We start from the raw sequence: 21055 nt of genomic DNA on the forward strand, positions 1-21055 counted from the left end.
CCAGCAGGACCGGCAGGCCCCATCGAAGAAGCGCGTTGTCCACGCCGTAGCCCCGCAGGACGACTGCCTGGCGGGGAATCGGGATGTTGTCATATCGATGGCGTGCTGGGGCGCGCCCCCGGGTTGTGATCGGTTGGCCAACGGCTCGTTGGGCTGGCACGAGTAGTGACACTGCTCGGACGGCCTGAGGAATGGCGCTGGGCTGGGGCGTGTATCGAATGTGCTGCTCTCAGTCACCGCTGCGGCGGGCAGTCCGGAGTCGCGGTACGGAACGATGACTCCATGGCTCATATCGCGTTGTTCCACTCAGTTCTCGGCCTGCGCCCAGCTGAACTTCTCGCCGCCGAGCGGCTACGTCGCGCCGGCCACGAGGTAGTTACGCCCGACCTCTTCGGCGGCGAGACCGCGGTCACCCTCGACCAGGGATTTCAGCTGGTCGACCGGGTCGGCTGGGCAGCTGTGGTCAAGCGCGCCCGGCAGGCCCTCGGGGGTATGCCGGACGAGACCGTGCTCGCCGGTGTTTCCATGGGCGCGGGTGTCGTCGCCCATCTCTGGCCCGAGCGCCCCGATGCCGTCGGCGTTCTTCTGCTGCACGCCACTGCCGACCTTCCCGCATCCGTTCGTCCAGGTCTCAGGGTCCAGTTGCACGCCGCTGATCCGGACGAGTTCGCGCCGCCCGGGCGCGTTGCCGCGCTCTGCCAAGCGGCACGGGAGAGGAGTGTCGACCTGGAGGTTTTCCGCTATCCGGGCGCCGGCCACTTCTACACCGACCGTGACCTTCCCGACCATGACCCGGCCGCAGCCGAGCTGACCTGGCGCCGGGTGCTGGACTTCCTCGACTGAGTCGTGCGTCAAGAGAGGATCTCGACTCTGCGATGATCTTGATTCGTGTCGCATGGAGATCTGACAGACGAGCAATGGGCGGTACTGGAACCCCTGTTGCCGCGGGGAGAGAAGGCGGGCCGACCGCCGATATGGACCCGCCGAAAGCTGATCGACGGCATACGGTTCCGAGTGCGCACAGGCGTTCCGTGGGCAGGACACGCCGCAGGAGTACGGGCCGTGGGGCCGACCGTACGACCTGTTCCGCCGCTGGCAGCGCAGCGGCACCTGGCACCGGATCTTCACCGTCCCGGGCGGGCGCCAAGAACCTGATCACCTGGCGGATCAACGTCGACTCCACCGCCTGCCGGGCCCACCAGCACGCCGCCGGAGCGATGAAAAGGGGGACTTACTGATCGTTTCAATATGAACTGGTGAGAGGCGTGGTGCCGGGATCTGCCGTAGGTGAGCCGGCGCGAGCGGTCACCAACTGGGGGATGACCGTCCCATCGCGGTCTGCGCGTCGGCTGCCGCGAGCACGGTGTCGGCCAGTTCTGTGACGGAGTGTCCGCCACCCGCATTGATGCGATTCATGCCCAACCTGTCGATGGCATCGACCATGAGTGTCTGGTAGCGCTCAGTGCGGGCCAGGAACTTGTCGATCAGGGCCTGTTCCTCGTCTGTTGCTGCTTCATAGCCGCTCGCCACGTGAACGCGGGCGCGTACTACGGAGCCGTCGGCGGATAGCCACACGACGGCCGTGCGCGGGACCCGCAGCCTCGCTACGCGGACGGGCCAGAGTGCCGACCCCTCCAGAACCAGGCCCGTCCTGCTACGATCCTCGGCCGCATGGACCGTGATCAGGTCTTCGATGCGGGGCCACAACCGATCGTAGTGGCCGAGAACGGAGGTGATCAGTTCGTCAACCGTGAGGGATTCGTAGTGTTCGGCGACGTGCGCCGGCACCTCCCACTCCGGAGTTCTCCAGGGTCGCCCAGGGTGCCGAGCCAGCCCGTCAGTGCTCAAACAGTCGAACCCGAGCTTCTCCGCCACCATTTGGGCAACGGTCGACTTTCCGACGTTCGACGTCCCGCCGATCAGGACCACCCGTACATCACGCACGCCGACGACCCTACTGATCCGTCAGGGACGATGCCTGTAGTCGGCGGAGACAAATGATGCAGCATGCCAGTTGCACGAGCCCGTGGTGGTGGCTGGCGCGACGTTCGTAGCGGATGCGTAGGCGTTTGAACTGGTGGAGCCAGGCAAAGGTGCGCTCAACCACCCACCGGGTCTTCCCCTTCCGCAAGGTGATCACAATGCTGCTCCACGAGGCAGGCGAAGTACTGCGGCCGGGGAGCCCACGGCCGGTCGGGCAGTCGGGCAGTCGGGCAGTCGGGCAGTCGGGCAGTCGGGCAGTCGGGCAGTCGAACAAGTCGTCCCGGAAGCGTGGCGCTTGCGCGAATGCTTCCCCCTCCGAGACCGGGGTCAGACAGCAGACCCACCTTCACAGCCTTCGTCTCGATCGGTGCACCCGTGGTTGGAGCACATGATCAGACGATGGCCATGCCGACGGCCGACGAACGCCCAGGTGAGCAGGCAAGTTTGAGGCCCGTTTCGACCTCAGACCTTGAAAGACAAGCTGAGCGCGGAGTTCATGGATGAGCAGGACCGGCGCAAGAGTGCGGGCAGTTCGCCCGGTGTGCAGTCGGGCAGCCATTCGTCCAGAGCACAGCGCCAGGCGGCCACGAAGAACTCGATGAGGAGCCGGAGCTCAAGACGGCTCTGTACGTCGAGTCGGCGCGCGATCTCGGCCTGGACCTCGGCGCAGTGCCGCAGCGTGTAACCGTCGAGTGCGGGCGAGTCTGCGATCAGCCGCAGCGTGAGTGAGAAGCGCCGGTACCAGTCCTCATCCATGCGCTCCAGAGTGGTCAGCATGGCGGCGAGGAAGACGTCGGCCAGAGGCCCGGACTTCTTGATGCCGTCCAGGACTTCCAGGTAGACGTCCCAGAGCTGCTTGACCGCGGTGAGCGCCACGTCCTCCTTGGAGCGGAAGTTACGGAAGAAGGTCCGCCGGGACACCTCCACCTGCTCCAGCAGCGCGTCCAGCGGAGTGCTGTCGAATCCGCGTTCGCCGAAGAGCGTGACGGCGGTGTCGGCCAATGCCTGGCGAGTGCGGACCTTCTTGCGTTCGCGCAGGGTGGCGGGCTGTTCGGAGACGGTCATCACGAGCACTTTACCAAGTACGCCGACATCGCGCATGTGCTCTGATGAAGCAAACGCCACACTGTGGCACTTCATGAAAAGGGTCTCCTGTGCGCGCACTCGTCGTCGACCACACCTCGCCCGGACACCTGTCACTGACGGACGTCCCCGCACCGCGGCCCGCCGCCCACGAGGCGCTCGTGCGGGTCGAGGCGGTATCGCTGAACTTCGGCGAGGTCCATGAGGCGACACGCCCGGAGATGCCGAACGGCACCGTGCTCGGCTGGGACGCGGCCGGCGTGGTCGTCCGGGCGGCCGCCGACGGTTCCGGCCCGGCCGAGGGAGAGAAGGTCGTCACCCTCGGCGAGACCGGCTGGGCAGAGCTGCGAGCCGTACCCGCTGCCCGGCTCGGCACCGCACCGAAAGACGCCGACCCCGGCGCACTGAGCACCGTCCCCGTGGCCGGACTGAGCGCCCTGCACGTGCTGCGCCGGATGGGATCACTGCTCGGTCGCCGCGTGATGGTCACCGGTGCCTCCGGCGGCGTCGGCCGCTACGCCATCCAACTGGCCGCCCGCGCGGGCGGCCACGTCGTTGCCATCAGCCGGAACCCCGCCCAAGCGGACGGACTACGAGCCCTGGGCGCCCACGAGGTCCACCCCGAGCCGGCCGCCGTGCGACAGCCCGTATCGGCCGTTCTCGACAACGTCGGCGGACAGCACCTCGTCGACGCCTTCGCCGCCCTGTCGGCCGGCGGCATCCTCTTCACCGTAGGCCGCTCTTCCGAGGCCGACGTCGTGCTGTCACCGGATGCCCTCCTGGGCAACGAAGGACGGCACGACCGGTCGATCCACACCTTCTTCCTCTTCAGCGACCCCACCACCGACTTCTCCGCCGATCTGACCTGGCTGGCCGGCGAGATCGCCACAGGCCGCCTCGATCCGGGCATCAGCTGGCGCGGCCCCTGGACACGCCACTTCGAGCCAGTACAAGCTCTGCTCGGCCGCCGTCTCCACGGCAAAGCCGTCCTCGATTTCGAGTAGCCGGCCGGATTCAACACCGCCACAGCCTCCGCCGGCGCCGCACAACGCCAACGGAGGTTAAAAGAGAAGCTCAACGAAACCGGCCGGGCACACGTCCCCGATGAGCGGCAGCGATGTAGCGCATCGCGGCGCCGGTACTGATCCCGAACAGCCGCATCAGGCGGAGAAGATCGGCCGATTGCGGCCAGTTCAAAGGGTCAGTTCCGGCAGGGCACGGCGTTGGCGGCGTAGCGGGTACCGAAGCCGCTGTCGGGCAGGATCGCGGCCGGACGGCATGTGGCACCGCGTCCCGTTGACGCGACCGGTCGGGCGGTCGGGGACTGCTGACGATCACGCCCCCGGTCGCCCATGTGATCCGCGAGAATCATTTCGACGGCTCTGTGACGAGTCCGCTTGCTGAACCATGACGGGCGTTGCGGTCAGGACAGCGGGGCAACTCTCCGCCGGAGGCACCGTCACTCTCGGAGGAGAGTGACTCCTTGATCGCCCGGAAGAAGGGCCGCCGCTCAGCCAGTTGTGCACCTGGCACCTTGACCAGAGGCTCCGGGCGGCGCCCGAAGCCGGCCGGCGGTCAGGGCAATCCGAGTGCCGAGAACGCCTCGTCGAGGTGCTGCCGCGGATCACCGGTGCCACGTAGTACCGCGGTGAGCGGACGGTGGTCCGTCATCCCGTGGACAGCCGCCAGCGCGGTCGCCCGCTGCGCCGCCTCCTCCTGTGTCGGCAACTCGGTCGGATCGACCCACCAGACGTGGGCGGTCACCAAGCGGCCGTCGCGGTACAGATGAAGTGTGTAGTCCGCGCCCGCGGGAGACACGCCCTCACCAAGTCCCAGTTCGCCGCGAGTGCCCCGCTGGGCCGGATCGGGCGCCCGGACGAGGTCGCCGAGGTGGTGGCCTTCCTCGTTTCCGGGCAGAGCAGAGACGAAGGCGAGGAAGGCTGACCGGCCGTTCCCGTCGTCGAACGGAGGGAAGAAGCACCCATCGAGGTAGGTGCGTGCGGCGCGGACGGGCAGCCTACGGCGAGTCAGCCTTTCGCCTCCGCCCGGTAGGGGCGGAAGAACTCACGCAGTTCCTCTGCGTAGAGCTCGGGCTCCTCGAACGGTGCGAAGTGGCCGCCGCGCGGGGGCTCGGTCACGCGTACGGCGTTCGCCGTGCGCTCCAACCATGCCCGCGGCGGGCGGACGATGTCGGCGCGGAAAAGCGAGAAACCGGACGGCACCTCGACCCGCCGGGCGAGCTGGGCGGGCGGGATCGCGGCGTTCGCGTGGTACATGCGCATCGACGAGCCGATCGTCCCCGTGAGCCAGTAGAGCGTGACGTTCGTCAGGATCTCGTCCTTGGTGAAGCTCCGTTCGATGTCGCCGTCGCAGTCGCTCCACGCCCGGAGCTTCTCGACGATCCATGCGGCGAGCCCGGCCGGCGAGTCGGTGAGCCCGACGGCGGCGGTCTGGGGCTTCGTGCGGTGCATGGCACCGTAGGCGCCCTCGCCCGCGCCCCAGGCAGCGGAGTCCTCGAACCAGGCCCGCTCCTCGGGCGTGAGATCGGCCGGGTCGCCGGTGAGGACGGGAAGGCCCCCGTCCGTACGGTGGACGGCCACGACACGGTCGGGGTGGTCGAGCGCGAGGTAGCGGCTCACGTGGCTGCCTATGTCCCCGCCCGCCGCGCCGAACCGCGCGTAGCCGAGGACGCTCATGAGCTCGGCCCACAGGCCGGCGACGGCGATGGAGTCGAGCGGCGGGCCGGTGGGGCGGTCGGAGTACCCGTAGCCCGGCATGTCGGGCACGACCACGTCGAACGCGTCAGAGGGGTCGGCGCCGTGCGCGCCGGGATGGGTCAGGAGCGGAATGACCTTCGAGTAACGCCAGAACGAGTCCGGCCACCCGTGGCTGAGGACCAGCGGCAGTACGGGGCCGGTCGGCGCGACAGCCTGGGCGTGCACGAAGTGGATCCCGAGGCCGCCGAGCCGGGTACGGAAGCGGGGAAGCTCGGCGAGCGCCGCCTCCTGCGCCGACCAGTCGAACCCGTCCGCCCAATAGGCGACGAGTTCACGAAGGTAGGCGATGTCGGTTCCGAGCGACCACCCGGCGTCCTCCGGCGTGTCCGCCCAGCGTGTCGCGCGCAGCCGCGCGCGGAGGTCCTCGAGCGCCGCGGGCCCGGTCTGCGAGGTGAACGGCTCCGGGCGGGGCGATACGTCCGACATGGCACGCATGTTAACGCGGCGGGAGCCAACCTCCTGAGCGGAGTCCAGACGCCCGACACGCGCGGCGCGGTGGACGCGTATACGTATACGTATGCGATTCGTCGACACGCCTGCGGCAGATCGCCTGGTCGGACGGCGAACGCCCTGCGGAAGTACATTCGCCCCCTCAGGATGAGGCCGGCCACTGACCCTGCATGGGTGGTGAGGAGGCGCGGCTAGCCGGTGACGCCGAAGGTGACGCGGTAGTAGCAGGCGCCCTTGCACGGCATCGTCGCCTCGTCGTCGAAGGCGTACGAGTAGGCGTAGGGTGCGGCCTTCTTGAACACCTGGGTGTAGTCGACCGGCCACTTCGAGGGGACGCAATTGTCGCGGCCCGCCCACTTGTTGAGGCAGCAGTACGTGTCGCCGCCGAACGCAGCGCAGGGCGGCTTGCAGCCCACGACCTGCCCGCCCGAGACCGCCTGCATCCGGAGGGGACAGTCGACCTCCGTGGTGCAGACGCCCTTATAGCAGCCATCGCCGCTGACCGGGTCGTTGGTGGTCGTGTGGGAGACGTTGATGTACATGGGCAGGTTCGATCCGTCGACCATGCTCACGTCGTAGAAGTCCATGCCGGCGTATGCGTCGAAGGTGAACTCTCCCAGGGTGGTGGGCGGGTTGGGACCGTTGCAGACACTGGTGCAGTCTCCGGTCGCGCAGAAGCCCGCTGCCGTGGAGGTGCATCCCGTCCGGCCCCAGATACGTCCGCCCCAGTTGTTCGCCACGGTCACCGACATGCTCTGGCCCGGCTTCAGTTGGCGGCCTTCCGGGTAGACCGGGGTGTTGGTGGCGACTGCCCAGACCGTCCTGTCGGTGTGGTTGACGACGGTGATCAGGCGTTTGCCCGCCGGCGCGGTCGACGGCTGCTGCGTGGACGTACCGGCTCCCCCCGTCGCTCTGTTCCCGCTGGGCGCTGACGCGCTCGCCGTGGCGGAGGGAGAGTGACTGGGGCGCGGCGATGCCGACGCGGAGGGCGAAGTGCTTGGTGTACGAGACGGGGACGCGGTGGCCGTGGGCGGTACCGCAGCAATACGGCGGTCCGCTGCGGAAGTGCCGTTGGTCCCGGACGGTGACCACGTGTTGTAGGTGATCAGGATCGCGGCGGCCGTCGCGAGGGCTGCTGCCCCGGCGTACCACCGGCGCTGTCGCGGAGATTTCGCGCCGTGTCGACTGCGTCCTCGTGCCATTCTTGTGCCTTCCTCGTGCTCTTCGGGCTGCGTACGCACGTATCGGTGACCGTTTCGGCGGCAGCCCGACAACACAAATCTCAAATCCTCCTGCCGAACTTTCTGTTGTCCGAGTCCGCGCCAGCGGTCTCCGTTCATGGGGGGCGTCCTCACGGTCCGGACCGCGGGCCGGGGAACTGCCACAGCTGCACCCACACGCAGAGGAATGGACCCACATGCCGAAGATCCGCCGGAGTGGACCGGACACCGGGACGGTGATGGCGGCGCGCGCCGGTGACCGACAGTCCCTGGATCAGCTGGTGGCTCAGTGCCTGCCGTTGGTCTACAACATCGTCGGCAGGGCCCTGAACGGGCACGCCGATGTCGACGACGTCGTACAGGAGACGCTGTTGCGCATGGTGCGAGGACTGCCGGAACTGCGGGAGCCCTCCGCGTTCCGGTCCTGGCTGGTGGCCATCACGATCAGACAGGTACGCAACCGTGAACACGGCAGGGCCGCGGCCCGCGGCCGCAGTGCACGCCTGGAGGACGCGGAGGCGATACCCGACCCCGCCCTGGACTTCGCGGGCCTGACCATCCTGCGCCTCGGACTGACCGAGCAGCGCCGCGAGATCGCCGAGGCCACCCGCTGGCTCGACCCGGACGACCGGGAACTCCTGTCCCTGTGGTGGCTGAAGGAGACCGGCGAACTGGAGACCGGGGAACTCGCCTCCGCCCTCGGACTGTCGACCCGTCACGCCGCTGTGCGGGTCGGGCGCATGAAGAAGCAGATGGAGGCCTCGCGTCTCGTGGTGCGCGGCCTGGGAGCCGCCCCGCGCTGCGCCGGGCTGGAGGAGACCGCCTCGGCCTGGGACAACATCGCGAGCCCCCTGTGGCGCAAGCGGTTCGCACGTCATATCCGCGGCTGCGGGGTCTGCACGGGCGCGGAACAGGGGCTGCTCCCCATGGACAGGCTGCTGCACGGCTTGCCCCTGCTGGTTGTTCCGCCCAGCCTCGACACGGCCCGCGTGGTCGCCGCCGTCACCGGAGGCGGTACGCCGTCCTCCGGCCCGGGCGCCGACGGCTCCCCTGCGTCCGCGCACGCGGAAGGAGTCGGCCGCGGCAGTCGTCGGGGCGGTCACAGACGTCCTGCGCGCCGGCCGTCCGGCCGTGGCGGGACGCGTGCTTTCCCCAAGCCGGTCCTCGGCGGCGCGGCGGTGGCACTGGTGGCGGTGGCCGTGTTGGTGGGGGCCCGACTGACGCCGGATTCCTCCGCCCCGGCCTCGAAGACTGCGCTGCCCTCCTCGCCCACCCCGGCGGTCACGGCGTCGCCGAGCCCGTCCCCCTCGGTTGTCCGGTCCGCCTCCCCCACCCCGGACCCGACGCGGACGGCAGAACCGACTTCCAGTCCGGCGCGTACCGCCGCGGCCGCGGCTCCGGTGGAGATCGCCTCTTCCGCCAGGAAGGGCGTGGGCGTGTGGTCCTTCAACGGAGTGAGCCAGGCGCTCGCCGCGTCCGGGGCAAGCTGGTACTACACCTGGGCCACCCGGCATCCGGGCGTCACGACACCGTCGTCGGCGAACTTCGTGCCGATGATCTGGGGAGCGGCCTCCGTCACGGACGCCTCCCTTGCCGAGGCCCGCGCGCACGGTCCCTATCTCCTCGGGTTCAACGAACCCGACATGGCCGAGCAGTCGAACATGACGGTGGAGCAGGCGCTGGGGCTGTGGCCGCGGCTCATGGAGGCCGGCAAGGTCCTGGGCAGCCCGGCGGTAGCGGCGGGCGCGGACGTCCCCGGCGGCTGGCTGGACCGCTTCATGTCCGGCGCAGCGGCGAAGGGTTACCGGGTGGACTTCATCGCGCTCCATTGGTACGGCGGGGACTTCCGCACCCCGCAAGCCGTCGAGCAGCTGACGTCGTACCTGGATGCCGTCTACCAGCGCTACCACAAGCCGATCTGGCTCACCGAGTATGCGCTGATCGACTTCTCTCAGGGGACCCGCTTCCCCTCGCCGACGGAGCAGGCCGCCTTCGTCACCGCGTCCACGAAGGCGCTTGACTCCCTTCCCTACCTCCAGCGCTATGCGTGGTTCGGGCTCGGCGCCGACCCGTCGAAGCCGAACAGCGGCCTTTTCACGAACGGCACGACGACGACTGCGGCCGGGCGGGCCTTCCAGGCCGCACGCTGAACCTGGGAACGACGGAAACCTTCCCGGCCGGGGCGTTCTCCGGCCGGGAACAGACCCACGCCCAGAGGTATGGGACCGGCGGTTCATCCTCTGCACTCGACTTGCTCATGCGCCTGGGCACGGGCGGGTCGCCTTCGCCGCAGCCGGCCCACGCGGCCCGCCCGTCGGGGCACCGCCATGGTCCTGGCGGGCAAGATCGATGTCTCGTGGGGCTCTTCACCCGTCGGCGGCTTGCCAGCCCCGCCACGGGCGGCTGAAGTGGAGACCGCGCTGCACAACGCGGTGGGCGTGCTGCGGCTGCGCCGCCCGTGTCCGTAACACGGGGCCTGGCCCTGGTCATCACACCGGCTCCCGGCCGCCCCCGACGGACAGCACCGCACGGAGGAAACACCCGACGAAGGACCGCCTGGGCCCGGATTCTCAGCGCCTTTGCGGCCGGATCCTCAACCAGCTCGTGGCTGTTCAGCCCCGACACAAAGGTCGCGCGGCAACCCCCACCTTTTCTTTCGAACCGTAGAGCCGTAACTCCCGTTGTGGGGGTGCCGCATGGGACTCCTACCCCGTCCATGTGCGGTGAACGCCCTTCGCCGTCCCCGCCCAGCTCCGGCCGCCCACAGGTGACCTGAAGGACAGGTACGCGCCGACCAGGCCCGGGCTCACCTCCGCCCTCCAAGCCCTCAGTCAGTCCCCCTCCTCCTCTCACCGCACAGGAACTGCGTACTCAATGACCAATGCTGGACAGACCGTTGACGGCTTGACCCCCGCGTTCGGCCCATGCGGTCTCACCTTGCTCGGCCCCGCGCCGAGCGATGCCGTACATCTGCCGCAGGGCGGTGCACCGCCCCGCTGCACACCGGTGAAAGGACCCGCACTCCTTTCACAAGCGACGGCGGACGGCGGTGTGCACGCATGAAATCCAAGATCGACCCACTGTCCGTGGTGGCGATGGCGGTCACCGTCGTCGCCATCTCGGCCACCGCCCCTCTCACCGCCGCCGCCACCGCCTCGCCGCTCGCCATGGCCTTCTGGCGCAACTGCCTGGGCTTCGCCGTACTCGGCCCCCTTCTGCTGCTGTTGCGCCGCCGTGAGGTCGTACGTGTCGTACGCGGTGAGCGCGGCATCCTGCGCCGGGAACAGTGGCGGCCACTGGTCTTCGGCTTCCTCGCGGCCACCTCGCTGGCCCTCCACTTCGCGGCCTTCATGACCAGCACCCGGCTCACTTCGGTCGCCATGTCCACGGCGCTCGTCGCCACCCAGCCCGTCTGGCAGGCCCTCATCGCGGCAGGCCAGGGTGTACGGACCTCACGCAGGACCTGGGCCGGGCTCGCCCTCTCCGTCCTGGGAGCGACCGCGGCAGCCGGTCTCGACATCAGGTCCGGCGGCACCGCGCTCCTGGGAGACCTGCTCGCACTCGCGGGGGCCATCGCCCAGGCCGGTTACACCGCGCTCAGTGAAAAGTCACGCGCCGACGTGAGCACACCCCTCTACTCGACCTTCACCTCCATGATCTGCGGCCTGGAACTCCTCGCCGTCTGCTGGCTCGCCGACATCTCGCTGACCGGTTTCGACAGATCCACCCAACTGTCGCTGCTCGGACTTCTCCTCCTCCCTCAGATCCTCGGACTCGGCTCGCTCAACTTCGTCCTCGGCAGGGTGTCGGCAACAACGATCAGCGTTCTCCTCCTCCTTGAGACCCCTGTGGCCGCACTCGGGGCATGGTGGCTGATGGACCAGGGCATCGAGCCCGCAACCATCCCCGGGCTCCTGCTGATCATCGTCGGCGTCACCGTCGTAGTGACAAGCAGCGCCCAGGAACAACCCGCGGCGCAGCCAGGCAGACAGGGCCAGGATTCACCCCCATACCCGGCCTACGCCCCTCACATCCCTCAACCACCGTTCGCAGCACAGAACATGACATACCGTCAAGTCGGCCCACCCGATCCCCGGTTGGACTGGGCACAACACCCCGAACTCGAAAGCCCGACCATCAGATTCAGCTACCACGGCGCAGGAGCCTTCGACACCGTTCACCTCCGCAGACCACGCCTGGAGGACGACGAATACCAACCGGCCTTCCACGAACCCACCGACGCACTGGCCGATCACAGCCCACAAAGGTGACCGGGCTCGACCCGCACACCGCGGATCGGGTAGGGCTGTGTCTCATGAACTTCCAGTCACTCTCACTCGGCCGGAGGATGAGGACGACCCATGAAGAGTTCCGCGGACGACATCATCTGTGCGGTGGTCGATGCTCTGGAGCAACGGGCCTCCGCTCGGGGAGAAACCGTGCGAGCCCTCGGTTCGGTTCGCGCCCTTGTCGCGAATGACGAGGCGGAAATCGCGGTCGACTACCTCATCAACACGGTCAACTCGTTCCGGCTCGCGCTGCGGCAGGGCGAGTACGACCGGCTAGTGTCGGCAGCCGTCCGTCTTGACTACGCAGACTGTTTGACCGACCTCGATCGTCAGGTGCTCGTCCCCGACGACGAGGACGAGTAGTCGCACCGTCGGCTGGTCGGCGCCCCCGGGTGCGGACGACGACCCGCCGGTGGCGCCCGTTTCGCGGCCGGGGTGTCAGTGGGTGGGAGCGTGATGGTGCGGGGTCGGCTTGCGGGGCAGGATCTGAATCCCTGCCGACTCATGACCGTTCATGGTGGAAACAGTGATGTATCGAGTGCCGAGGGGGTCGACGCGCTCGGTCCATACGGTGCGGTCCTCCAATCCGACGACAACTTCGGCCGGATCCTCGCCGCGTACGGCGGCGTCTTCGTCGCCGGGTTGATCGCCTGGGGCATGGTCGCCGACTGCTACCGCCCCGACCGCTTCGACGTCATCGGCGCGCTCGTCTGCCTCGCCGGGATGGCGGTCATCATGTTCCGCCCCGCGCGGACACTTACGGGCCGCGCGGATCAGGCACCAGCCCGCGAATCGAGCTCCGCAAGCGCCCCCGGCGGCGCAACATAGCCGGTGATCGCCGGTTAGGAAACCGGCCTTCGTCGCGATCATTGAAACATCCCACCCGCTACCCAAGAAGGGCATCACGCTTGTTCCCGAACCACTTCGACCGCAGCGCCTCGCCGCGCGTCGGATACCGCGTACCCGAGTCAAGATGCTCCCGCCACCTCGACCATGGACGGGCACACGGCCGGAGGTGGAGGGGGTGTTCAGGTGCGGAGGGATGGGAAGAGGTGGGCCGCGTTACGTGAGGTCAGAGCGCGCCAGGTGTCGTCTTTGGGCTGGTCGGCGCTGTCGAGGGAGGCAATCTGGGCAGCGGTGCCACCGGCCGGGGTCCAGCAGTAGTCGCTGCCGTACAGCAGGCGTTCGCTGCCGAAGGCCGCGACCAGGGCCGGGACCTGGTGGGGGAACGGGGTCCCGGCCATGTCGAACCACAGGCTGCGGACCTGGTCCTGGACGGTTGGGTCTTCGGGATCGCCGCCCTGGAAGAGGGTCCGGAACAGTTCCATGCGGTCGGCGAGCGGGGGCAGTGCGCCGCCGACGTGGGTGAAGATCCACTGGATGTGCGGGTAGCGGGTCAGGACTCCGGCGAAGACCAGGTCGCTGACGGTGCGGGTGGAGTCGAAGATGAACTCCAGCATCGGCCGGGGCCGGTGCAGGGCGACGGTCTGGTAATTGGGCGGGGAGGTGGGGTGGACGAAGACGACGGCGTTGCGGCGTTCCAGCTCGGTCCACAGCGGCAGGTAGTGCTCATCGCCCAGGTAGACGCCCTCGGCGCTGGTTTCCAGGGCGACGCCGTCGCTGCCCAACTCATCGAGGGCATAGGCGAGTTCAACCAGGGAGCCGTCGACGTCGGGCAGCGGCAGCGAGGCGAAGTGGCCGAAGCGGTCGGGATGGTCGCGTTTGAGGCCGGCGCCGAACTCGTTGACCTCGCGGGCCAGCGCCCGGGCAGCTGGGTCGCTGCCGAAGTGGGTGCCGGGTGAGGAGACCGACATCATGGCCGTGCGGATGTTGCCCTGGTCCATCAGGTCCAGGTGACTCCGCACGTTCCAGGCAGGCCACCCCGGCATGCCGTCGGGGTGCTCATGGCCGGCGGCCTTGGCCTGCCGTATGTAGGAGTCAGTGACGAAGTGGGCGTGTACGTCGATCAGGGCAGCGGAGGTATCAGGGGTGCTCATCGAGGGTTTCCTCTCATCGGTCGGCGGACCTCTGTACCGCAGGGTGGCTCGGCTCGCGCCAGCGCAATCGGCGCGATCACAGGCGGAGCAGGCGTTCGGCGTTCTCGTGGGCGATCTTGTTCTTGGATTCCTGCGGGAGGTTGGCCTGCTCGAAGTGGGAGCACGCCCTCGTTGCCGACGAAGGGGTAGTCCACGGCGAAGACGATGCGCCCCACAGGACATGGTCGGCACCGAAGAATCCCAGGATGCTCGACAGGGCGACGGGGTTGGCCGCCTGCGCGGTTTCCACGTGGAAGGTCTTGAGGTCGGCCAGCAGTTCCTCGACGGTGCGGTCGCTGTCGTAGCTCATCGTCATCGCCAGGCGGTGGGCGGCGAACGGGACGAAGCCCCCTCCGTGGGAGAGGATGAACGTGATGTTCGGCCGGCGGCGTACGGCGCCGCCGCGCACCAGGCTCACCACGGTGGGCGTGGTGTCCAGCAGGTAGTCCGCGACATAGGGCGGAATGCCCTCGGCTGCGGGCCCCTCCAGGTGCGAGGGGTGGATGTAGACGACGGCGTGCCGTCGGTCGAGTTCGGCCAGCAGGGGCGCGAAGCGCGGGTCGCCGAGATACGCGCCCTCGGCATTGACGGACAGGACCACGCCTTCCGCTCCGAGGTTGTCCAGGGCATGGGCGGCCTCGGTCATGCGGTCCACTACGTCCGGGAGCGTCACGGTGGCGAAGACGCCGAACCGGTCGCTTCGCCGCGATGCCAGGTCGGCTCCGAACTCATTGACCAAGCAGGCCAGGCTCCGCGCCTCGGCATCGCCCCCGCCCAGGAGCACACCCGGCACTGAGAGGGACACGATGCCGGTGCCGACGCCGTGCGCGTCCATCGCTTTCAGCGCGAGATCCTCGCTCCATACCGGGGCGAGACCTCCGGTGGAGATGCCGCGTCCGTCCAGGAATGCCTGGTAGCGCGGGGGGATGACGTGCTGGTGCACATCGATGCGGTCGGGTGGCGTGGCGGACCTCCGTAAATAAGAGACAATTTAGTCCACTAATGCCACGGTACACCCACCGTCTGCTCGCCTTACGCCGGTGCGCCGGGCTATAACGGCACATGTGAGCTCTCAGCAACCATCCGGTGATCCCTCCGACGCCGCCACCCGAGCACCAGGCACGCAACCCCCTGACCAGCCTGTATCCCCTCCCGTGGCGAGCGAAGGAACGGCATCGGTCACCCCCAGGGCTACCCGCCGGCGCGGCGAGGAGCTCGCCCGAGCGCTCTACCAAGCAGCTATGGAGGAACTGGCCCTCACCAGCTTCGAGGAACTCGCCTTCGACAGAATCGCCCTGCGGGCGGGCACCGGGAAGTCATCGCTGTACCGCCGCTGGTCCACCCCGAAGGAACTGGTGCTCGCCGCCCTGACCGACCCCGTGGTCGGCTTCGGCTGGCCGCTCACGCCCGACACCGGGACTCTGCGCGGCGATCTCACAGCACTGCTCGGCTCCTTCGCCTGCATCCTGGAGGAACCCCGCGGACGCGCCCTGCTTCCCCTGATGAGCCAACGCGCCCGCCACCCGGAGCTCTACGAGCAGGTCCACCGCCTAGTGATCCAACCGCACCAGCACATCGTGCTCGACGTCCTGCGGAGAGCCGCGGACCGCGGCGAGATCGACCCGTGCCATGTCACGCCCCGCGTCGCGTCCGTCGGCCCCCGCCTGATCATCGTCGAGTCCATGGACACGGGCACCGTCGGCCGCGCCGAAGTCGACGCGATCATCAGCGAGGTGCTCCTGCCACTGACCGCCGCCTGAGTCGAGTTGCGCCCAGAACCGTGCCGGCTCGTCTCCGCGTGATCATGGACAACGGCAACGCTCAATAGTTGCCAGTTGTCGACCGTTAACGATCTTCCGGTTTAGGCGGCGCGTTCCTACCGCACCGTTCCACTATGGCCGCACAGCATCCGAGGAAGAGCCGTAGCAGGCACAACACTCCTACTGCGTCGATTCGGTACATCGACGGGTCGACTCGCGAAGTCCCCTTCAACCTGCTGCGCTTGAGGAATTTCGACGAGTCGGACCCGTGGGCGCCGGGTCCGTACACGGTATGGCGCACTACTCGGGCGACTACGCCTCGGCGACGACGGGCGGCCAGGTCGTCTACGAGAGCCGGCTGGAGTTGGCCCGCCTGCTGCTCGCTGACTTCGACCCGTCGGTGTGCGGCAACTATGCCCAGCCCTTGCGCATGGTGGCACGGATCGACGGCAAGGTCCGCAGCCACGTTCCGGACTTCCTTCTGGTGATGGGCTCGGGGGCGGTGCGCGTCGTCAACATCAAGGCGGCCTCGCGCCTCAAAGACCCCCAGGCCGCGCAGGCGCTGGCCTGGCCGCTGCTTCCCGGGTATCCCACGCGCCGCGCGGCGGCACTGACTGAGCCCCTTCGCCGACCTCGACGTGCCGCTGTCGCCGGACCTGAAGAAGTTGGAGACGGCCGCGGGCTTCGCGATCTTCAACCACCGCAAACGGCCAGTCGCCCCGTCGGCACGCGGTCAGGCCCTGCTCGACGAAGCGCAGCTACTGCTGCAGCGTCTCGACTACGACCGACCACAACCACCCGGTCTGGATCGCCCAGGCCCGATCTGATCACTCCTGACGCCCTCGGCCGAAGCTGGCCGCTGCAACGTAGACGACGATCTCCGGTTACCCAAACCGGCGATCCTCGCGACACTTGAAGCGTCCCTTCCCCCAGAATTCCAACGGTCCGTCATGGGCACGACCTGCTGGCCGCCACGTCGGAGTAGCCATTCCCAGCCACGCTCGCACTTGCGCGCCCAGGTACGTAGGACAGCGACCACTACCCAGCGTTACCGCGCAAAGAGCGTTCACACAGGGCTTTTGCTCATGATCAGGCGATAACGTCCACAGCCAAGAGTGCTCACCGATATCAACGCCCCAGGTCAGAGGGCCGCGAGTGCTCACGGATCTGCGGAAACTACATGCGCCGTCATCGGTCCTGAACACTCCGTAGGTGTCGTAGTGTTCGGCGAAACCGGCACAGCGGTCGCGATTGCGCTGGTCGTCCTGCAGATGAAGGTCGCTGAGGTAGAGCAGTCCGCCCGGTTTCAGGACACGGCTCAGCTCCCCGATCGGCCGTCGTTGCGCGTCGTCTCCGGGAATGCAGGTCAGCACCGCGAAGAGCAGGACCGCATCGACGCTCTCGTCCGGCCGCGCCAGTGTCGGCGGCGTGTCCAGCACCGCGAAGGACATCGCGGGGTGCAGACGGCGGGCCTCGGCGATCATCCCTGGCGAAGCGTCGATCCATTAGAGTTGCGCGATGTTCGAAGGAAGTTTGGTAAGGCTCCGTGCGCTGCGCGCCGAAGACGCGGCGCATCATCTTCGGTGGCGCAACGACCCGGAAGTGGTGCGCTGGGCCGCGGCCGGCGATCCGTGTTTCGGCCCGGTCACAGCAGAGGCGATCGGGCTCGGCTTCGACACCATGCTGCGCCTGAGCCCGAGGGAGTCGGCCGTGTTCACGGTTGAGGACCTGGCAGGCGGAAGGGTGATAGGCATGGCCGACTATCGGGACTTGGACCCGCACGCCGGAGTGGCCACCCTGGGAGTCACCATCGGTGAGCGAGAGTTCTGGGGTTGCGGCCACGGCAGTGACGCGATGCGGCTGCTCGTGGGCCACCTGTTCGGCGCGTACTTTCTGAGCCGGCTGGAGCTGGACACGTGGAGCGGCAACGAGCGCGCCGTGCGCGCCTTCACCAGGCTGGGCTTCCGTGAGGAAGGCCGCCGTCGGTCGGCGGTGCTGGTGGAGGGAGAGCGCTACGACCGGGTGCTCTTCGGGCTGCTTCGCGAGGAGTGGGCGAACCCCGCGTGACGCCGTAGAAGGTCTTCCAAGGGCTGTTCGTGGGGGCGAGAACGAGGGTGCCCAAGATCGTTGTGTGACGAACAACCTGGACACTCTCGAGACCGCACTCCATGTGACAACCGACGACCTGTTCAAGGAGCATCTGGACTTGGCGTCGTGGCGGCCGACCGTGAGGATCGCGCCGCACCTCACCGACGCCGAGCTACTCCGCGAGGTCACCCGGATCCCGGCCAGCAACACCTCCCTGTGGAGCGACGACATGTGGACCGTGGACTCCACACCCGTGGAGTGCGGCCGCTCACGCGAGACGGTGACACACGGGGCGAGCGGCAGCGGCCCGGCATCAAGACCCCGATCAAAGCCCCGGACGGCACCACCGCCGACGACTGCCCGCACATGAGGGTCACCGCGCTGCCGCCACGGTTCCGCCCCGCAGACCGCGGTCGGTCGGCGCGGCAGGTCGCCGCGTACCTGGGGTCTCGCGCCTGGGGCCGCGTCATCCGACATCGGCGCACAGAACGCGGTCCACGAGCCCGCGGACGGCCCGCTCTGCCGCGAGCAACTGCTCGTAGCTGCTGCCGGTGCCGTTGGCTACGACGACAACCGAGCTGCGCGCGTCTTCGGTGAAGCCGGTGCGCACGGTGAACCCTTCCAAGTCCCCTCCGTGGCCCCAGGTATGGCCGCCGCAGGTCAGAGGCTGCTGCATCAGTCCCAGGCCGTATCGCAGGCCGGGGAACCCCACTTCGAAGTCCTTTCCGACGGACACAGTCCTACGCATCTCCGCGAGTTGGGCCGGAGGCAGCAGGCGGCCGCCGAGCAGGGCGGTGAAGAAACGGTCCAGGTCGCGTTCCGTGCCGACGAGGGCAGCGCCCGCGTCCACGGACGAGACGTTCCTCGCTGTGGTGTCCGTCCAGGTGCCCGAGTCGGGGAACAGGTGATACGTGTGCGCGTGCGGAGGCTTCAGGTAAGGCTTGTCGCCGGGGGCGTAGGTGCCGGTCAGGCCGAGTGGGCGGATGATGCGGTCGCGCACCTCCGCGGCCCAGGGCCGTCCGGTGGCCCTTTCGATGATCATTCCGGCCAGGACGTAGCCGGGGTTGGAGTAGTTCCAGTCGGGCTCGGGGTCATCTGCCGAGGCGGGCGGGAAGTCCGGCTGGTGGCGCACCGCGCCGGCGACCAGCTGCTCGGGGTTCCAGTGGTCGAATCGCGTCCGCTCGAAATCGGCTGCGGTGTTCCCGATGTCCTCCTCGGTACCGTAGTTGTGGATTCCGCTGGTGTGCTGCAGCAGATTCCTGACGGTGATGCGACTGCCGTCGTTGCCGTTGCCGCTCACCACACCCGGCAGCCAGCGCTCGACGGTGTCGTCCAGGGACAGGCGGCCCTCGGCGACGAGTTGCAGCACCACGGTGGCCACGAACGTCTTGGTGACGCTGCCCATCCGGAACTCCGCCTCGCTCGGCACAGGTCGGCCGGTGTGCAACTCGGCCTCGCCCGCTCGGGCCTGCACCGTACGAACGCCGTCGCGCACCCGCACCGTGATGCCGACGAAACCGCCCTCCGTAAGGACGCGGTCCGTCTCGCGTTGGAGCTGCCGGGAGGTGAACCGACCGTCCGCGATGTCCGCGGACGCCGGGCGAGGGGCGGCCACAGCACCGGGCACGAGGGCCGTGGACACGACGGCGGCAGCGAGCACAGCGGCAGTTGCGAGCCGGGCCCGCGAGGTCATCACTGTTGCCTTCATGCTCTCGCACTCTGCCGGGGGCGGGCCGGCCGCGCCCATGGCGGCAGCCTCCGGAAGCGGGGTGGGGATGTCTTCAGGCCCCGGGTCGGGCCAGCCGGTGAGGGACATCCCGGACGGTGGCCAGGACGCACCCAGCGCGTGGGCGCAAGGAAGGGACATCCGGAACACAGGCGACCAGGGCCACTGAACCCCAGAGCCGTTGGAGTCCCCGTTGTCAGCCGCCGACTGACAACCCCCGCCGAGCCATCCGCACTCCCATTACGGTGTCCCCATGCCGCATGCACCCGCGCTCCTCGTCCTTGACATGCAGAACGCCGCCCTAGCTATCGCTCACCGGCCGATGGAGACCATCGCCACGATCGCCTTGCTTCGGGAACGTGCCCGTGCCGCCAACGTGCCTGTCATTACGGTCCAGCACGACGGCCCTGGGTTGGAGCCCGGCACTGAGGCGTGGCAAATCGTGCCCGAACTGGCCCCTGGTGAGGGCGAGAAGACCGTGCGGAAGGGCAGCGCCGACGCCTTTCTCGACAGCGACCTCGGCCCGTTCCTTTCGGGACTCGGCGTCACCGAGGTGGTCGTCACCGGGTTCGCCACCGAGTTCTGCGTGGACACGACCGCGCGGCAGGCACTCAGCCGCGGGTACGACCTCGTGCTCGTCGCCGACGGCCACACCACCTCAGCCCGTCCGGACGTCGACGGGTTCGTCGCGTCCGACCGGGCCGTCCTGCACCACAACGCCATCTACCGGCACATCAACTTCCTGGCACGCAGCATCCGTGTCCTGCCGGCTGCCGATGTGGACTTCACTGCTCCCCAGGGTCCTGACCACGCTTGAATCTGCGAGCCTCCGCCCTCATCAACACCAAGTGCACCGCTGCAAAGACGTATTCGTCCACGTCCAGAGAGGCCCCAGTGTCCAGAACGCCGCAGCAGATCTTCGAGAGCTACATCTTCGCCGGCACCATCAGCCGGAATGCCGATGCCCTTGCCGAGAGCTTCACCGAAGATGGCGTTTGGGAGGCACCACTCATGCCTGCTGACGCAGCCTTCCCCAAACGGTTGGCAGGTCGCGAGGAGATCCGAAGCGCAATGGCGACGTACTACGAACAGCCGGTGAAGGACGACCGCACACCGAACCTTGAGAAGACCGGATACGTACTGCACACCACCTCCAGTCCCGATGTGTTCATCGCCGAAATCGACACGGTATTCGACGGGGACGGCGAGGACACGGTCATCTCGCTGGTGCAGATCTTCCGCATCCGCGACGGAAAGATCGCCCGCCTGCGCGACTACTTCACCCCGGAGCTGATGAGTTGAGGACGTGACCGTTTCCACAGTCCGAAGAGCGAACCACTACTGAGCAGTTGGCCCGGGAAGCCGCCGGGGGAACGCGAAGTGAGCCGCTCGGCGACCAGGGGTTCCGACAGAGGGGCGCCGCGGCGGTTCATCAAGGCTCGGGCCTATGACCCATGTTGTGCGATCTGCGGTGCCCGCACAACATGGGGCCCAGCACCGTCGAGTCGAGCGACAGCGATCATCGCACGCCCCATCTCCTCGGTACTGGTCACATATCGGGGTGCCAGTCGACGCAGGATCAGATAGAGCCAGGACGTAAGCCGATACAACAATCGATACCACCCGGTGCCGGAGGTTACCCC

The 21055-nt window shown here is 68.2% G+C and carries 21 protein-coding genes and 3 pseudogenes; 14 read left to right on the forward strand and 10 right to left on the reverse strand.

All coding sequences use genetic code 11. The features are described from left to right. Positions 1-282: 282 nt before the first annotated feature. Both ACIPC1_RS17525 and ACIPC1_RS17530 read left to right on the forward strand, forming a co-directional pair. Positions 283-843 (forward strand): dienelactone hydrolase family protein, encoded by a 561-nt coding sequence (locus ACIPC1_RS17525; protein ID WP_402517832.1) that lies wholly within the window; start codon positions 283-285, stop codon positions 841-843. A 45-nt stretch (positions 844-888) separates the two neighbouring features. Further along, complete coding sequence (locus ACIPC1_RS17530) at positions 889-1155, forward strand: transposase (RefSeq protein WP_402517833.1); 267 nt, start codon at positions 889-891, stop codon at positions 1153-1155. A 150-nt stretch (positions 1156-1305) separates the two neighbouring features. Here ACIPC1_RS17530 and ACIPC1_RS17535 read toward each other — a convergent pair whose 3' ends face one another. The 3 genes and pseudogenes from ACIPC1_RS17535 to ACIPC1_RS17545 all read right to left on the reverse strand — a co-directional run bounded on the left by ACIPC1_RS17535 (position 1306) and on the right by ACIPC1_RS17545 (position 3048). After that, a complete protein-coding gene (locus ACIPC1_RS17535; RefSeq protein ID WP_402518779.1) occupies positions 1306-1929 on the reverse strand; it encodes a hypothetical protein in 624 nt (207 codons plus the stop codon). Between the two features lie 25 nt (positions 1930-1954). Then, a pseudogene (locus ACIPC1_RS17540) lies at positions 1955-2122 on the reverse strand (transposase); the annotation flags it as partial. A gap of 323 nt (positions 2123-2445) precedes the next feature. Beyond that, entirely contained in the window at positions 2446-3048 is a 603-nt protein-coding gene (locus ACIPC1_RS17545) for a TetR/AcrR family transcriptional regulator (protein ID WP_402517835.1), read from the reverse strand. 89 nt (positions 3049-3137) lie between these two features. Here ACIPC1_RS17545 and ACIPC1_RS17550 point away from each other — a divergent pair, with 89 nt between their 5' ends. Beyond that, the gene (locus ACIPC1_RS17550) at positions 3138-4070 is read left to right on the forward strand and encodes a zinc-binding dehydrogenase (protein ID WP_402517837.1); all 933 of its coding nucleotides are present in this window, start codon (positions 3138-3140) and stop codon (positions 4068-4070) included. A 571-nt stretch (positions 4071-4641) separates the two neighbouring features. Here the strand turns inward: ACIPC1_RS17550 and ACIPC1_RS17555 are convergent. From ACIPC1_RS17555 to ACIPC1_RS17565, 3 genes are all read right to left on the reverse strand, one after another. Continuing rightward, complete coding sequence (locus ACIPC1_RS17555) at positions 4642-4884, reverse strand: hypothetical protein (RefSeq protein ID WP_402517838.1); 243 nt, start codon at positions 4882-4884, stop codon at positions 4642-4644. Between the two features lie 209 nt (positions 4885-5093). After that, positions 5094-6269, reverse strand: coding sequence for an epoxide hydrolase family protein (locus tag ACIPC1_RS17560; protein ID WP_402517840.1), 1176 nt, complete (start codon positions 6267-6269; stop codon positions 5094-5096). A gap of 215 nt (positions 6270-6484) precedes the next feature. Beyond that, positions 6485-7144, reverse strand: coding sequence for a thaumatin family protein (locus ACIPC1_RS17565; protein ID WP_402518780.1), 660 nt, complete (start codon positions 7142-7144; stop codon positions 6485-6487). On the opposite strand from ACIPC1_RS17565, the gene ACIPC1_RS17570 reads away from it, so the two are divergent. The 5 genes and pseudogenes from ACIPC1_RS17570 to ACIPC1_RS17590 all read left to right on the forward strand — a co-directional run. Further along, positions 7095-7253, forward strand: a complete 159-nt coding sequence (locus ACIPC1_RS17570; RefSeq protein WP_402518821.1) for a hypothetical protein — start codon at positions 7095-7097, stop codon at positions 7251-7253. The genes ACIPC1_RS17565 and ACIPC1_RS17570 overlap by 50 nt on opposite strands. A gap of 457 nt (positions 7254-7710) precedes the next feature. Beyond that, complete coding sequence (locus ACIPC1_RS17575; RefSeq protein ID WP_402517841.1) at positions 7711-9663, forward strand: sigma-70 family RNA polymerase sigma factor; 1953 nt, start codon at positions 7711-7713, stop codon at positions 9661-9663. A 909-nt stretch (positions 9664-10572) separates the two neighbouring features. Next, a complete protein-coding gene (locus ACIPC1_RS17580; RefSeq protein WP_402517843.1) occupies positions 10573-11784 on the forward strand; it encodes a DMT family transporter in 1212 nt (403 codons plus the stop codon). A 90-nt stretch (positions 11785-11874) separates the two neighbouring features. Beyond that, positions 11875-12165: a hypothetical protein gene (locus tag ACIPC1_RS17585; protein WP_402517844.1), complete on the forward strand. Its 291-nt coding sequence runs from the start codon at positions 11875-11877 to the stop codon at positions 12163-12165. Positions 12166-12348: 183 nt separating this feature from the next. Next, positions 12349-12549 (forward strand): annotated as a pseudogene (locus ACIPC1_RS17590) (YnfA family protein); the annotation flags it as partial. 281 nt (positions 12550-12830) lie between these two features. Here ACIPC1_RS17590 and ACIPC1_RS17595 read toward each other — a convergent pair. Both ACIPC1_RS17595 and ACIPC1_RS17600 read right to left on the reverse strand, forming a co-directional pair. Further along, a complete protein-coding gene (locus ACIPC1_RS17595; protein WP_402517845.1) occupies positions 12831-13799 on the reverse strand; it encodes an amidohydrolase family protein in 969 nt (322 codons plus the stop codon). Positions 13800-13875: 76 nt separating this feature from the next. After that, positions 13876-14781, reverse strand: a complete 906-nt coding sequence (locus tag ACIPC1_RS17600; protein WP_402517847.1) for an amidohydrolase family protein — start codon at positions 14779-14781, stop codon at positions 13876-13878. A gap of 298 nt (positions 14782-15079) precedes the next feature. Between ACIPC1_RS17600 and ACIPC1_RS17605 the strand changes: the two genes are divergently transcribed. Together ACIPC1_RS17605 and ACIPC1_RS17610 are read left to right on the forward strand one after the other, a co-directional pair. Further along, positions 15080-15598 carry a TetR/AcrR family transcriptional regulator C-terminal ligand-binding domain-containing protein gene (locus tag ACIPC1_RS17605; protein WP_402517849.1) on the forward strand — a complete coding sequence of 173 codons (519 nt, stop codon included), beginning with the start codon at positions 15080-15082 and terminating at the stop codon, positions 15596-15598. Positions 15599-16236: 638 nt separating this feature from the next. Continuing rightward, positions 16237-16425: a hypothetical protein gene (locus tag ACIPC1_RS17610; RefSeq protein WP_402517851.1), complete on the forward strand. Its 189-nt coding sequence runs from the start codon at positions 16237-16239 to the stop codon at positions 16423-16425. 57 nt (positions 16426-16482) lie between these two features. On the opposite strand, the gene ACIPC1_RS17615 is transcribed toward ACIPC1_RS17610, so the two are convergent. After that, on the reverse strand, positions 16483-17100 hold the full coding sequence (locus ACIPC1_RS17615; protein ID WP_402518782.1) for a class I SAM-dependent methyltransferase: 618 nt from the start codon (positions 17098-17100) through the stop codon (positions 16483-16485). Positions 17101-17116: 16 nt separating this feature from the next. Here ACIPC1_RS17615 and ACIPC1_RS17620 point away from each other — a divergent pair, with 16 nt between their 5' ends. Next, complete coding sequence (locus ACIPC1_RS17620) at positions 17117-17665, forward strand: GNAT family N-acetyltransferase (RefSeq protein WP_402517853.1); 549 nt, start codon at positions 17117-17119, stop codon at positions 17663-17665. 64 nt (positions 17666-17729) lie between these two features. Then, a pseudogene (locus ACIPC1_RS17625) lies at positions 17730-17969 on the forward strand (IS982 family transposase); the annotation flags it as partial. A gap of 183 nt (positions 17970-18152) precedes the next feature. Here ACIPC1_RS17625 and ACIPC1_RS17630 read toward each other — a convergent pair. Further along, the gene (locus tag ACIPC1_RS17630) at positions 18153-19394 is read right to left on the reverse strand and encodes a serine hydrolase domain-containing protein (RefSeq protein ID WP_402517856.1); all 1242 of its coding nucleotides are present in this window, start codon (positions 19392-19394) and stop codon (positions 18153-18155) included. 271 nt (positions 19395-19665) lie between these two features. On the opposite strand from ACIPC1_RS17630, the gene ACIPC1_RS17635 reads away from it, so the two are divergent. Both ACIPC1_RS17635 and ACIPC1_RS17640 read left to right on the forward strand, forming a co-directional pair. Continuing rightward, the gene (locus ACIPC1_RS17635) at positions 19666-20229 is read left to right on the forward strand and encodes an isochorismatase family protein (protein ID WP_402517858.1); all 564 of its coding nucleotides are present in this window, start codon (positions 19666-19668) and stop codon (positions 20227-20229) included. Positions 20230-20306: 77 nt separating this feature from the next. Continuing rightward, complete coding sequence (locus ACIPC1_RS17640) at positions 20307-20714, forward strand: nuclear transport factor 2 family protein (RefSeq protein ID WP_402517861.1); 408 nt, start codon at positions 20307-20309, stop codon at positions 20712-20714. Positions 20715-21055 lie beyond the last annotated feature (341 nt).

Origin of the sequence: Streptomyces sp. NPDC087263 (genome assembly GCF_044744645.1) — a bacterium.
Lineage (GTDB): Bacteria > Actinomycetota > Actinomycetes > Streptomycetales > Streptomycetaceae > Streptomyces.

Excerpts from the sequence above, each read along its gene's own strand:
- ACIPC1_RS17585 (WP_402517844.1), top strand. The coding sequence starts at position 11,875 with ATGAAGAGTTCCGCGGACGACATCATCTGTGCGGTGGTCGATGCTCTG.
- ACIPC1_RS17575 (WP_402517841.1), top strand. The coding sequence starts at position 7,711 with ATGCCGAAGATCCGCCGGAGTGGACCGGACACCGGGACGGTGATGGCG.
- ACIPC1_RS17635 (WP_402517858.1), top strand. The coding sequence starts at position 19,666 with ATGCCGCATGCACCCGCGCTCCTCGTCCTTGACATGCAGAACGCCGCC.
- ACIPC1_RS17620 (WP_402517853.1), top strand. The coding sequence starts at position 17,117 with ATGTTCGAAGGAAGTTTGGTAAGGCTCCGTGCGCTGCGCGCCGAAGAC.
- ACIPC1_RS17605 (WP_402517849.1), top strand. The coding sequence starts at position 15,080 with ATGGAGGAACTGGCCCTCACCAGCTTCGAGGAACTCGCCTTCGACAGA.
- ACIPC1_RS17560 (WP_402517840.1), bottom strand. The coding sequence starts at position 6,269 with ATGTCGGACGTATCGCCCCGCCCGGAGCCGTTCACCTCGCAGACCGGG.
- ACIPC1_RS17595 (WP_402517845.1), bottom strand. The coding sequence starts at position 13,799 with ATGAGCACCCCTGATACCTCCGCTGCCCTGATCGACGTACACGCCCAC.
- ACIPC1_RS17545 (WP_402517835.1), bottom strand. The coding sequence starts at position 3,048 with ATGACCGTCTCCGAACAGCCCGCCACCCTGCGCGAACGCAAGAAGGTC.
- ACIPC1_RS17630 (WP_402517856.1), bottom strand. The coding sequence starts at position 19,394 with ATGAAGGCAACAGTGATGACCTCGCGGGCCCGGCTCGCAACTGCCGCT.
- ACIPC1_RS17580 (WP_402517843.1), top strand. The coding sequence starts at position 10,573 with ATGAAATCCAAGATCGACCCACTGTCCGTGGTGGCGATGGCGGTCACC.
- ACIPC1_RS17525 (WP_402517832.1), top strand. The coding sequence starts at position 283 with ATGGCTCATATCGCGTTGTTCCACTCAGTTCTCGGCCTGCGCCCAGCT.